Below are 12,729 nucleotides of genomic sequence, written 5' to 3' on the forward strand. Positions count from 1 at the left end.
AACAGACATAGGGGAAGTAATTATTGAATCAGTTGATGATTAATCTCAACTTTATATTGTTTCTTTAATGCAACCAAATAGTCATTTAGCTCGATATTGCTATAGTTGTTTTGCAGCACTTGCGTTGGTAATTGATCCGTGCCATCAATGACTTTTGCTACTTCATATACCCAATAAGACTCGCCATTTTTTGCCAATTTGTATGACTTCAAACCATCGCTGAAAATAGCTGTTTTTAAGTCTTGGTCAAGGGTGAAGTCACTGCGTGAAATAGTTTCGGTTTTTGCTTTCACCGTTTTAACTTCTTTTTTATCTTGTAAAGCTTTAAGCGCATCTTGTGCTGCTTTTTGCGCTTGCGCTAATGACTCTGTCGCAATATACGCCGTTTTGACCTTATCTTTAACTTCAGCAAAGCTTAAGGTATGCTTCGGAATCATCTTATCAACTTTGTAGATAATGCCATCGGTTTGACCTTGGGCAATAAAGCCTTGCGTTTTATTGTGATCAAACACCGCTTCTTGTAATTTGGCATTGCCTTCAACATTTGCACTTGTCATATTTTTATCAAATGCATTTGTCGTTGCAGGTGTTAATTTATTGGCTTTGACTACTTGGTCAAAGCTATTGCTATTAATACTTGTTAACACTTCATTAAACTTAGTCAATGCCGCACGATTTTTAAGAATCTTTTCAATCACAGGCTTTGCTTCTGACAGTGACATCTCAGCAGGTGCTATGATTTTTGTTAATTTAACAAATTCATTATCCGATGTTTCTTTGACAGGTGATTCAAGTGTTAAATTAAACAACGCAAATTGCGCAAAGCCTGAAGCATCTGCTTGTGATAATGGCTTTATCTGTTCAATTTTAACTTCTTTTAGCTCATCTGCCGTTAATGCTTTATTGGCTTTAAGCTTATCAGCAATTGCTTTACTATCTTTAGCCTTTTTATCAATTGTGATTGTCTCACCAGATCTTAACTCAGGTGACATAAGCGCATCTTTATTGGCTTGATAATAGCTATTGACTTCACTCTCAGATACCGGCTCTTTACTCACAAAGTCTTGAGATGATAGTTTGACATAAGATACAACGGCTTGCTCAATCTGCTCATATTGCGCTTTGTGTTCATCATAATAAGCTTGAAGTTCTTTGTCTGTTGGCTTGATCTTACTGGCATAATCTTTCGCAGCAAAATCATAATAAGTCACTTCACGCTTTTGCCCCATTAATGCACTTAGTGTTTTTTGCTCATCACTTAACACAAACTCACTTTGCAATAGCGGTGTCACAATACTTGAGGTCAAAAGGCTATTGGCGATCAGTGCTTTAATATTGCCGGCACCACCATAGAGCTTTGCCAACTCATCAAAGCGTTTAGCCGAGTATTGTCCATTTTCAACAAACGCCGGATTTTGGAAAATTGCAGTGGATACCGCAGATTGTGTGATGGCAATATGCGATGCCGTAGCATCTTGTTGCAATAATGCTTGATCGACCAATTGATTTAATGTCTTCTCTTGTAATGCTTTTTGATCAAGTGAAGGTTGCGTTTGCATATTTTGAGATAAGGATTGCTGATAGCTAGTTTGCGAGATTTGTATGTCTCCTACCTTTGCCACAGACTGTGGTGAAACACCACCTGAGACAAAAAAGTAACTAATACCTGTTAACACAAAAACCGCACTCACTGCGATGATGATAATCCACGTAATCCAACCTTTAAATTTATCATTAATCGATTGCAACATATGACACTACTACCTACTTCCATTGAGCTTAAAATTAAGTTGTCACATCTTAGCATGGGATATACCGCTCGTGAATCATTTTGCGGTGTTTAATAGCCAAAACAAAAAAGGCATGCTAAAAGCATGCCTTTAAAGATGTGGTGGGTGCTGAGGGGTTCGAACCCCCGACCCTCGCCTTGTAAGGGCGATGCTCTCCCAGCTGAGCTAAGCACCCGCGAGCTGAACTATATATTAGTTCACCGCATCTTTCAATAATTTTCCTGCTTTAAATGAAGGTGATTTAGAAGCTTTGATCTTCATTTTCTCACCTGTCTTAGGATTGCGCCCCTCACGCGCCGCTCTTTCACGAACTTGGAATGAACCAAATCCAACAAGCGTCACTGTTTGACCTGCTTTTAATGCTTCAGTTACCGCTTCAGTTGTCGCGTCCAATGCGCGCTGAGCGACATCCTTTGTTACGTCAGCTTTTTCTGCGATTGCTTTTACTAGTTCACTTTTATTCACGATGCTTTCCTCTTTCGTTGTTGAATAACTCACTGTTTAAGCGGCTTGCCGCCGCTTAACTCGCCTAAGTTATAGCAAGCACAGTAACTCACGTCAACACGGTTTATTGCTAATTCATGATTTTTTAACGTTTTTTTGATGTTTTCCCATTTTTTTTAGCTTTTTTTAGCTTTTCTTGGTTTTTTTTGACATCAGCGCATGCGCTAAAACTTCTTCAATTCGCTTCACTGCAATGATTTCCAAACCATCTTTTACGTTTTGTGGAATCTCTTGCAGATCCTTTTTATTTTCAAATGGAATGAGAACTGTCTTGATACCGCCTCGAAGTGCTGCCAAGAGTTTTTCTTTCAAGCCACCGATAGGTAATACATCACCACGCAAGGTAATTTCACCCGTCATCGCCACATCTTTTTTAACAGCAATACCAGTTAACGAAGATAAAACTGCCGTACACATCGCAATACCTGCACTTGGTCCATCTTTGGGTGTTGCTCCTTCTGGTACATGGATATGAAAATCACGTTTCTCATAGAAATCATCATCCAAACCATAGTCTTTTGCCATCGTACGCACCACGGTTAGTGCAGCATGAATCGACTCTTGCATCACCTCACCGAGTTTACCTGTCGTTTTAAGCTTGCCTTTGCCTGCTGTTGTTACCGCTTCAATCGTTAATAGATCACCACCAACTTCAGTCCATGCAAGTCCCGTAACTTGTCCAATTTTATCCTCTTGTTGTGCTAAGCCAAAATCATAGCGTCTAACACCAAGATATTTATCTAAGTTTTTACTGTTAACCGAGACTTTCTTACCATCTTTAGCAGACAAGATATGCTTAACCGCTTTGCGGCAAATCTTATTAAGCTCTTGCTGCAAACGACGCACGCCAGCTTCACGCGTGTAATAACGAATGATATCCTCGATCACTTTATCGGCAACGGCAATTTCAGCTTCTTTTAAACCATTGTCTTTAATTGCTCGTGGCAATAAATAGTTCTTAGCAATATTCTTTTTCTCATCTTCGGTGTAACCCGATAGATAAATAATTTCCATGCGATCTCTTAAAGCATCAGGGATATTTAAACTATTGGCTGTAGCGACAAACATCACATCAGATAGATCATAATCAACATCTAAATAATGATCATTAAATGTATTGTTTTGTTCGGGATCCAATACTTCAAGCATCGCAGAAGATGGATCACCACGAAAATCAGCTGACATCTTATCGATTTCATCTAATAAAAATAGCGGATTGTTTACCTGCACTTTATTGATTTTTTGCATAATTTGCCCAGGAAGCGCACCAATATACGTACGTCGATGACCGCGAATTTCCGCCTCATCTTTAACACCCCCCAATGCCATACGCACATATTTACGCCCCGTGGCTTTAGCAATCGATTGCCCAAGGGATGTTTTACCAACACCAGGAGGTCCGACTAAGCATAAAATAGGTCCTTTAAGCTTACGCATTCTTTGCTGCACTGCTAGATATTCCAAAATACGCTCTTTGACCTTTTCAAGACCATAATGATCCGTATTTAAGATATCTTCTGCTTGCGTTAAATCTTTTTTAACTTTGCTGCGCTTTGACCATGGCAGCGACGTTAAAGTCTCAATATAATTACGTGACACGGAGGACTCAGCCGAAGATGGCGGCATAGTTTTAAGCTTCTTAAGCTCAGACAATGCCTTTTCAGTCGCCTCTTTTGACATTTTCGCCGTATCAATTTTTCCTTTTAATTGCTCAAATTCTTCAGCCTCATCAGCATCACCCATCTCTTTATAGATCGCCTTGATCTGTTCATTGAGATAGTATTCACGTTGATTACGCTCGACTTGCGACTTCACACGATCCTTGATGTTACGCTCAAGCTCCAATACATCCGTTTCTGCCATTAATAACTTTAACAAAAGTGATGCGCGTTGCTGCAAACCTTCCGCTTCAAGTACTTCTTGTTTTTTGGAGACAGTTGCATGTGCTTGTGCCACGACGGTATCAATAATTCGCGTTAAATTAGTATCTGACAAAATAGATGATAAGATTTCCTTAGGAATTTGCCCATTCATATCCGCCAAGGTTTTGAAGCTCGACAAAATCGCACGGATAAATCCACTTTCATCAACATCATTTAAGTCATTTTTTGTCTCAATCAACTGAATTTGAGCAGCGATAAACGGTGTATCTTCAAAATACTTAAGCACCTTAGCACGACGAATGCCTTCAACAAGCACCTTACACGTGCCGTCTGGCAACTTCATCAATTGCAGAATCTTGGCATAAGTTCCCGTGGTATGTAAATCCTTAACTTTTGGATTATCAATATCATCTGATTTTTGTGTCATCAGTAAGACTTTTTGTCTTGTTGCATGCGCTTCACTAATCGCAGCAATCGATTTTTCTCTACCGACAAAAAGTGGCACAGCCATATAAGGGTAAACGACGATATCCCTTAATGGCACAACCGGTACTAACTCTTCAACACTTTGTTTATCATTAGAATATAATTGCATGCATGTTAACCTTATTGAGCTGAAGCTAATCTAAATTGCGCCTGATCTTTTAATACAATTAATGGCTCTTCTTTACCATTAATTGCTGCCTCATCAATCACGACCTTCTCAACATTCTCAATTGATGGTGCTTCAAACATAATATTAAGTAGCGCATTTTCTAAAATTGATCTCAGTCCGCGCGCACCTGTTTTGCGCTTAACGGCTCTATGAGCTGCTGCTTTAATCGCTTCAGGCGTGAACTCAACATTCACTTCTTCAATTTCAAATAGCTTCGTATACTGCTTGATCAAAGCATTTTTCGGCTCAGTTAAGATCTTAACCAACGCTTCTTCATCCAACTCTTCCAAGATAGCCATTACTGGTAAACGACCAATCAACTCAGGAATCAAACCAAATTTAACCAAATCTTCTGGTTCAACTTGCTTAAGTAAACGGTTATGTGACGCTTGATCATTTTTACCGAAAACATCAGCACCAAAACCAATGCCTGACTTCTCAGTTCGTTGTTGAATAACTGATTCAATACCAGCAAATGCACCACCACAGATAAATAAAATATTCGTTGTATCAACCTGCTCTAAATCTTGATTAGGATGCTTTCTACCACCTTTTGGCGGAACAGAGGCAACGGTGCCCTCAATCAACTTCAATAAAGCCTGCTGAACGCCTTCTCCTGAGACATCACGCGTGATGGATGGATTTTCAGATTTGCGCGCAATTTTATCAATCTCATCGATATAAATGATGCCACGCTCTGCTTTTTTGACATCAAAATCAGCATTTTGCAAAAGCTTTTGAATCACATTTTCAACGTCTTCACCGACGTAACCTGCTTCGGTTAAGGTCGTGGCATCAGCAATTGCAAAAGGGACATTAAGCATTTTTGCCAAAGTTTGTGCAAGCAAGGTTTTACCCGACCCTGTTGGTCCTAATAACAAAATATTGCTCTTTGATAACATCACATCATCATCTTGCTTTTGTTTGTTATAAATTCTTTTGTAATGGTTATATACCGCTACTGATAACACTTTCTTTGGCGCATCTTGACCGATGATATATTCATCAAGGTGTTTTTTGATATCGACAGGTTTAGGTAAACTTTGTTTGCCTTCAGCTGTTGATAAATCTGGTTCTTGTGTTGAAGCTGGTGAACCACCTGTTTTAATGATACCTTCACACAAGGTCACACACTCATTACAAATATAAACCGAAGGTCCTGCGATTAACTTACGCACTTCTTGTTGTGACTTTCCACAGAATGAACAATACAGCGTGCGACCACTGCCACTATCACCATCGCCACGTCTTTTTCTTGGCATATTTTCCTCTCTAAAAACAATCAAAATTATAAACGCCCATCGAGTTGCGGGCGATTACGCAGAAATTCAAGCTTTTATTTTTTATTTAGCGCTTGGAATATGCGCTCTTGACTCAATCACCTGATCGATTAAACCATATTCTTTTGCTTCTTCCGCCATCATAAAATTATCACGATCCGTATCTTTCACCGTCTGCTCATAAGACTGACCGGTATGACGCGCTAGCACATGATTCAAGCGCTCTTTGATTCTTAACATATTGCGTGCATGGATCTCAACATCAGACGCCTGACCTCTAAAACCACCTAATGGCTGATGAATCATAATTTGCGAATGTGGCAGGCTATAGCGCTTGCCTTTTTCACCTGCTGCTAATAAAACAGCCCCCATACTTGCTGCCAAACCAATACAAATCGTACTTACATTAGGTTTGATAAACTGCATCGTATCATAAACACCCATCCCTGCAGTGACTGAGCCACCTGGTGAGTTGATATAGAAATAAATATCTTTATCAGGATTTTCAGATTCTAAGAATAATAATTGAGCAATAACTAAATTAGCCGAGGTATCATTGACTTCGCCATTTAAAAACACGATGCGTTCCTTTAATAAACGCGAATAAATATCATAAGAGCGCTCACCACGCGATGTTTGTTCAACAACCATAGGAACTAAATTATTTGTAATCATATTTTCACCTTATATCCATATTGCAAGTGCGTTTACACTGACAAGTTAATAACAAAAAAGCCACAAACGTGGCTCTTAGTTTAAGTTGATTATTTCATTTTCTCCAGTGCTTTACTGGCACAAATTGCGTTGTTTTAATTCATTGATTAAAACATGCCACCTTGTGGTAAAACTTTCTTGATTAAATCAAAGAAGTCTTCTGTTTTCTCAGTGGCTTGACCTTGCTCAACCACCCAATCAACTAGCTTATTTTCAACAACAACGTTTTTGATGTTTTCTAATTCTTTCTTATTATTTTTAACGTGATCACGTACTTCTTGCGCATCTTCATAAACAGATGCCATTTCTTCAATCACGGCATCAATTCCTTCTTGATCCGCTTCAAACTTCTGATCACGCACAATCGCTTGCAAAATTAAACCTAGCTTGACTGATTTCTCAGCCTTAGCTTTAAATAATTCATCAGGAATATCTTCAGCTTTCATTTTTGACTTAGCACCGCCCATACGCTCAATCAGATCATGCTTAGAGCGATCGATTTCACGTTGGACTAGAGATTTAGGCACATCAAAGTCAATAATATCAACCAACTGATCAAACACTTGTGTTTTTACCGTTTTATTAATCGCGTTTTTTAGCTCGCGCGCCATGTTTTGTTTGATTTCAGCATAAAACTCGTCAACGCCGCCTTTAATACCAAACTGTTCAACGAACTTGTCATCAATCTCTGGCAGTTCTGCTTCTTTGATGTTTTTAACGACGATGTCAAACTGTGCTGCTTTGCCTTTTAGCTCATCATTTTGATAATCTTCAGGGAAAGTCACATCAATGGTTCTTTCTTCATCTTTTTTCATGCCGATGATGCCATCTTCAAATCCTGGAATCATCTGACCTGAACCAATCGTCACCTCAGAGGCATTAGCTGAACCACCTTCAAAAACTTCACCATCAACACGACCAACAAAGTCAATTGTGACACGGTCATCCGCTTTTACTTCACGTTCAACATCTTTCCATGTTGCAAGCTGCTTGCGAAGATTGCTGATCATTTTTTCCGTTTGCGCATCGCCTAGCTCAACCACTGGTTTTTCAACAGCGACTTTATCTAAATCTTTAACAACTACTTCAGGGAAAAGTTCAACATTAACATTAAACTTAAGCGCTTCGCCTTCTTTGTTATTTAAGATCTCAATCTCAACACCGACTGCATTTAGCTTCTGCTCTTGGATTGCTTTGCTGTATTTATGAGGTAAAACATCACCTAATACTTCAAAACGTACTTGCTCACCGTATTTTTTCTTGATCATACCTGCAGGTACTTTACCCGGTCTAAAACCATCTACTTTCGCTGTTTTAGCAATACGCTGAATACGCTTTGATACCTCTGTATCAATCTCAGCTGCTGGCAGCTCAATATTTAAAACGCAATGAATGCCTTCTTTTTTTTCAACAGATACTTGCATTACTAATCCTTATTTGTACTCTTTAATATTTTCAAGGTTTAAAATTCAGGGTCAGAGTTTATATTTTGCCCGCTCAATTGTCTAGCGCTTTAATGCTCGAATTTAAAGCGCCCGCTTATTTTGTCATTAGAAGCACTCGACTTTAGCTCAAGAATAGCTACAATAATTTGCATTAAATGCTTGTCAACAAGACAAAATAAGACAAGTACCCACCACAACAAAACAGATATCATGACACATAAAACTTACCAATGGCCTTACTCACCAGTTATTACGGTCTTTTTATTAGCACCCGTTGTATTTAGTTTTGCATTGGCATTAGATACCTATATGCCGGTCATTCCTGAAATGAAAGCCATTTTAAACACCTCTCAAGAAATGGTGCAGTTAACCTTATCATTATTCTTCCTTGTCACTGGATTTGGTCAATTGATCTTAGGACCACTATCAGACCAGTTTGGGCGCTATAAAATACTCTTTATATCAGTGAGCTTATTTTTTATCGGCTCATTATTATGCTCACTATCAAACAATATCGGCTGGCTTATCGCCTTTCGTATTCTTCAGGGCTTTGGCGCTTGTGGCATGTCTGTGAGTGCGTTTGCCATTGTTCGCGATGCTTTCTCTGGCAAGAAAAGCGCGATGATTTACAGCTTTCTAAATGCCATGATCTCTATTTCACCTATTTTGGGACCCATCATAGGTGTATTATTAACCGCTTATTTTCCATGGCATGCTGTGTTTTATTTTCTAGCGGGACTTGGTGCATTTACACTGATATTAACCATTTTGTTTGTCAAAGAAAGCTCACATCCTAATAATCGCAAACCTTTTAACTTCAGTCTATTTAGTCGTTACTGTAGCATTTGCAAGAGTCTCACCTTCTGGGCATATACCTTGCCTGCAATCGCGGGTGTTTCTGCCTTTTTCACACTCTTTTCAATGACACCCTACATCATTCAAACGCTTGGTGAACCACGCTCACAAATTGGTGTTTTCTTTGGTATGGCAGGTGGTGCTTTTTTAGTTGGCTCAATCATCTCTGGCGCAATTGTGCATAAACTAGGGGTTCTAAAGACATCTATCCTTGGATCCATATTGATATTATCTTCAGGCATTTTACTTATTGTGATTTATCAACTCTTTGGTTTGAGTCTTTGGGGATTCTTTGGTCCGAGCATGCTTGCAACTTTTGGCTGCGCATTAACCGCAGGCTCAGGTGCCAGTGGTGCGCTTGAGCCTTTTGGCGCCTATCCAGGAGCGGCATCAGCAATGTTTGGTGCACTTGAATTAGGTGGCAGCTCAGTGGTTGGCTCAGTGGCAACACTCTTTGCGATAAATACCTCTTACCCGCTGGCACTAACAATGCTCGCAACGTCAATCACTAGCTTAATCTTATTATCAGCTTTAACCCTTTCTTTAAATAGAAAAAACAAAAACACAGCAAAGACATAAAACATGAGTGACTTTGCCACACGTAAAATCATTCATATCGATATGGATTATTTTTTTGCGCAAGTTGAGGAAAAAGACAATCCTTCCCTTCGTGATAAGCCTTTTGCTGTTGGAGGCAACAATATCAAACGTGGTGTTCTGTGCACTTGCAATTATATTGCCCGAAGCTATGGGGTGCATTCTGCAATGCCTACACGTATTGCATTGCAAAAATGCCCCGATTTAATATTACTCCCCACTGATTTTGATAAATACAAGCGTGTTTCAAATATTATTCGCAATATTTTCAAAAGTATCAGTCCACTCGTTGAACCCTTATCATTGGATGAAGCCTACATTGATGTAACCAATATCAAAAGTTACGCCAATAGCGCGACATTAATGGCACAAGCTATAAAAAAAGAGATTTTGAAAGAAACGGGGCTTACCGCCTCAGCCGGTATTGCGCCAAACAAACTCTTAGCCAAAATCGCGAGTGACATCAACAAGCCCAATGGCTTATACGTTATTCGCCCGCAGGATGTAGATAAATTTATTCAAGATCTATCCGTTGGTAAGCTTTTTGGTGTTGGCAGTGTGACGGAAGATAAAATGCAAAAAATGGGACTTAACACCTGCGCTGATTTGCAAAGGCTTGATATCAAAACGCTTGAGCATCATTTTGGCAAACTTGGCATCAGTTTATATGACTATTGTCGCGGCATTGATCGACGCGTAGTCAATCCAAAACGTATTCGTAAGTCATTAGGCGTTGAGCACACCTATCAACACGATCTAACCACAAAAGATGACTGCCTAAAGGCATTAACACGATTACATCAAGAGCTTTTAGCAAGACTCAAGCCTGAACACACACTATGTATTGAGGGTATTTTTATTAAAATTACTGATAATACATTTCATAAAACCAGCATTGAACGCCACATAGAAAGTAGTGAACTTAATCTCTATTTACTGCTTTTTGACAACCTATATCACAAACAAAGCAATCCTATTCGTTTACTTGGACTTGGTGTCAAACTCAGTGAACAACCTGTTAAACAAATTCCCTTGGCTTTGTGATAAGCTCTTGACTCGCTAAGAGCTGCTGAATATCATCAACAATACTTTAAGATCTCAACTCATGGAAATATCATGATTGTAAAACCTGAAATTATGCGTGGCGGATTAGTTAAGAACCCTCACCCAATAGGCTGTAAAGCAGTTGTTGAAAAACAAATTAATTATATGAAAAGCTTACCAAAGTTCTCTAATAAAAAGCGTGCACTGATTATTGGCGGCTCATCTGGCTATGGTCTTGCCTCACGCATTGCCCTTGCCTATGGAGCTAACGCTGATACGATTAGCGTATCATTTGAACCGGGTGTTAATGATAAACGCTTAGGTAGCGCTGGCTGGTGGAATAACATCTGGTTTAAAGAGCAAGCTGAAAAGGACGGACTCATTGCTAAAAACATTATTGGCGATGCTTTCTCTGATGAGGTGAGACAACAAGCCATTGATATGATCAAAAAAGAATTTGACGGCAAGATTGATATATTAATCTACAGCCTTGCTTCACCAAGACGCACGGATCCAAAAACTGGTATTACACATAGCTCTGTATTGAAAAGCACCGTCGGTGAAATAGCTGCTCCAACCCTTGATCTGAATAAGCAGATCATTATTGATGGCAAGATGATGGCTGCAACAAAGCATGATATTGATGAAACAATTAAAGTCATGGGTGGCGAGGATTGGCAGCTTTGGATTGAGTCACTTAAAGACGCAGGCGTTTTAGCCGATGGCTTTAAAACCACCGCTTATTCCTATGATGGTGCTGATGGCACCGATGCTATTTATAAAAAAGGCACGATTGGTGCTGCTAAGCGTCATTTAGAGAAAACCGCACTAACGCTTAACAAAGAACTGCACGATCTACAGGGTGAAGCATTTGTTACCGTTGCCAAAGCATTGGTTACCAAGGCTAGCGCCTTTATCCCTCTATTTCCACTCTATGGTTGTGCACTTTTCAAGGTCATGAAAGAACTTGGCACACATGAGAACACTATCGAGCAAATCGATCGTTTTATGCGTGATATGCTGTATGGCAATAAGCGTATTACCGATGAGGTTGGACGCGTACGTCCTGATAATCTTGAAATGGATGACAACACTCAAATCTTGACTAATGCGATCATGTCAAAAATGACCTCTGAGAACTTTAAAGAGATCAGTGATTTTGCTGGCTTTTATCAAGACTTCCTTGAGCTCAATGGCTTTAATGTTACAGGTGTTGACTATGATGCATCTATCGATATTGACACATTAAAATCAAAGCAACCTTAGCCATTTGATGTTTCTTGCGGTGGTTTTTGAATAATATAGCCAACGCCACGCAATGTTTTAATATATTTGTTCTGGATTTTCTTACGCAAGTTATGAATATGCACTTCTAAGGTATTGGAGTCAACTTCTTCATCCCAACCATAGAGTTTCTCAAGCAGCTTTGTTTTAGAAACCACTTTACCAATATTCTCTAACAAACACTCCAATAGCGCAAATTCGCGCCTAGATAGCTTAACGAACTCACCATTAATCGTTAGTGTTTGTGCCGCAGGATCTAGCTCAAGTGCTTCAAATTTAATCTTAGGCTCACTGCGACCGACAGAACGGCGCACCAATGCGCGCATTCTTGCCAAAAGCTCAGATAAATCAAAAGGTTTTGTCAAATAATCATCCGCTCCTGAATCCAGTCCGCGCACCCGATCATCAACCGCATCACGCGCTGTTAATAGCAATACGGGAACCGCATTGCCTTTCGCTCGAATGCTTTTAACAATGGCAATACCATCCTTATGCGGCAAACCAATATCCATGACTACGGCATCATAAGGCTCAGTATCTAAGGCAAGCTCAGCCATTTTGCCATCACGCATTAGATCAACGGCATAATTATGCTGCCTTAAACCCTCAACAATACCATCACCTAACATTTCATCATCTTCAACGACTAATATTCGCATGAAATATTCACTTATATTT

The 12,729-nt window shown here is 39.6% G+C and carries 10 protein-coding genes and 1 tRNA gene; 3 read left to right on the plus strand and 8 right to left on the minus strand.

The window, feature by feature from the left end:
• Nucleotides 1-20 precede the first annotated feature (20 nt).
• The 7 genes from F3D68_RS04535 to tig all read right to left on the minus strand — a co-directional run bounded on the left by F3D68_RS04535 (nt 21) and on the right by tig (nt 8,250).
• A complete protein-coding gene (locus F3D68_RS04535; RefSeq protein ID WP_151193276.1) occupies nt 21-1,751 on the minus strand; it encodes a SurA N-terminal domain-containing protein in 1,731 nt (576 codons plus the stop codon).
• Between the two features lie 138 nt (nt 1,752-1,889).
• A tRNA-Val gene (locus F3D68_RS04540) sits at nt 1,890-1,965 on the minus strand.
• A gap of 17 nt (nt 1,966-1,982) precedes the next feature.
• Nucleotides 1,983-2,288: an HU family DNA-binding protein gene (locus F3D68_RS04545; RefSeq protein WP_263478727.1), complete on the minus strand. Its 306-nt coding sequence runs from the start codon at nt 2,286-2,288 to the stop codon at nt 1,983-1,985.
• A 132-nt stretch (nt 2,289-2,420) separates the two neighbouring features.
• Nucleotides 2,421-4,772 carry an endopeptidase La gene (lon, locus tag F3D68_RS04550; RefSeq protein ID WP_151193277.1) on the minus strand — a complete coding sequence of 784 codons (2,352 nt, stop codon included), beginning with the start codon at nt 4,770-4,772 and terminating at the stop codon, nt 2,421-2,423.
• Between the two features lie 11 nt (nt 4,773-4,783).
• A complete protein-coding gene (gene clpX, locus F3D68_RS04555; protein WP_151193278.1) occupies nt 4,784-6,094 on the minus strand; it encodes an ATP-dependent Clp protease ATP-binding subunit ClpX in 1,311 nt (436 codons plus the stop codon).
• 81 nt (nt 6,095-6,175) lie between these two features.
• Complete coding sequence (clpP, locus tag F3D68_RS04560; protein ID WP_117002513.1) at nt 6,176-6,787, minus strand: ATP-dependent Clp endopeptidase proteolytic subunit ClpP; 612 nt, start codon at nt 6,785-6,787, stop codon at nt 6,176-6,178.
• Nucleotides 6,788-6,933: 146 nt separating this feature from the next.
• A complete protein-coding gene (gene tig, locus F3D68_RS04565; RefSeq protein WP_151193279.1) occupies nt 6,934-8,250 on the minus strand; it encodes a trigger factor in 1,317 nt (438 codons plus the stop codon).
• A 231-nt stretch (nt 8,251-8,481) separates the two neighbouring features.
• On the opposite strand from tig, the gene F3D68_RS04570 reads away from it, so the two are divergent.
• The 3 genes from F3D68_RS04570 (at nt 8,482) to fabV (ending at nt 12,033) form a co-directional block, all read left to right on the plus strand.
• A complete protein-coding gene (locus F3D68_RS04570; RefSeq protein ID WP_151193280.1) occupies nt 8,482-9,705 on the plus strand; it encodes a multidrug effflux MFS transporter in 1,224 nt (407 codons plus the stop codon).
• A gap of 3 nt (nt 9,706-9,708) precedes the next feature.
• The gene (gene dinB, locus F3D68_RS04575; RefSeq protein ID WP_151193281.1) at nt 9,709-10,767 is read left to right on the plus strand and encodes a DNA polymerase IV; all 1,059 of its coding nucleotides are present in this window, start codon (nt 9,709-9,711) and stop codon (nt 10,765-10,767) included.
• A gap of 72 nt (nt 10,768-10,839) precedes the next feature.
• The gene (gene fabV / locus F3D68_RS04580) at nt 10,840-12,033 is read left to right on the plus strand and encodes an enoyl-ACP reductase FabV (protein ID WP_151193282.1); all 1,194 of its coding nucleotides are present in this window, start codon (nt 10,840-10,842) and stop codon (nt 12,031-12,033) included.
• On the opposite strand, the gene F3D68_RS04585 is transcribed toward fabV, so the two are convergent.
• Complete coding sequence (locus tag F3D68_RS04585) at nt 12,030-12,710, minus strand: response regulator transcription factor (protein ID WP_151193283.1); 681 nt, start codon at nt 12,708-12,710, stop codon at nt 12,030-12,032. The two genes, fabV and F3D68_RS04585, sit on opposite strands and share 4 nt — an antisense overlap.
• Nucleotides 12,711-12,729 lie beyond the last annotated feature (19 nt).

Source organism: Cysteiniphilum sp. JM-1 (assembly GCF_008711525.1).
In the GTDB taxonomy this organism is placed as follows: domain Bacteria; phylum Pseudomonadota; class Gammaproteobacteria; order Francisellales; family Francisellaceae; genus Caedibacter.

Excerpts from the sequence above, each read along its gene's own strand:
- F3D68_RS04535 (WP_151193276.1), bottom strand. The coding sequence starts at position 1,751 with ATGTTGCAATCGATTAATGATAAATTTAAAGGTTGGATTACGTGGATT.
- lon (WP_151193277.1), bottom strand. The coding sequence starts at position 4,772 with ATGCAATTATATTCTAATGATAAACAAAGTGTTGAAGAGTTAGTACCG.
- clpX (WP_151193278.1), bottom strand. The coding sequence starts at position 6,094 with ATGCCAAGAAAAAGACGTGGCGATGGTGATAGTGGCAGTGGTCGCACG.
- clpP (WP_117002513.1), bottom strand. The coding sequence starts at position 6,787 with ATGATTACAAATAATTTAGTTCCTATGGTTGTTGAACAAACATCGCGT.
- tig (WP_151193279.1), bottom strand. The coding sequence starts at position 8,250 with ATGCAAGTATCTGTTGAAAAAAAAGAAGGCATTCATTGCGTTTTAAAT.
- F3D68_RS04570 (WP_151193280.1), top strand. The coding sequence starts at position 8,482 with ATGACACATAAAACTTACCAATGGCCTTACTCACCAGTTATTACGGTC.
- dinB (WP_151193281.1), top strand. The coding sequence starts at position 9,709 with ATGAGTGACTTTGCCACACGTAAAATCATTCATATCGATATGGATTAT.
- fabV (WP_151193282.1), top strand. The coding sequence starts at position 10,840 with ATGATTGTAAAACCTGAAATTATGCGTGGCGGATTAGTTAAGAACCCT.
- F3D68_RS04585 (WP_151193283.1), bottom strand. The coding sequence starts at position 12,710 with ATGCGAATATTAGTCGTTGAAGATGATGAAATGTTAGGTGATGGTATT.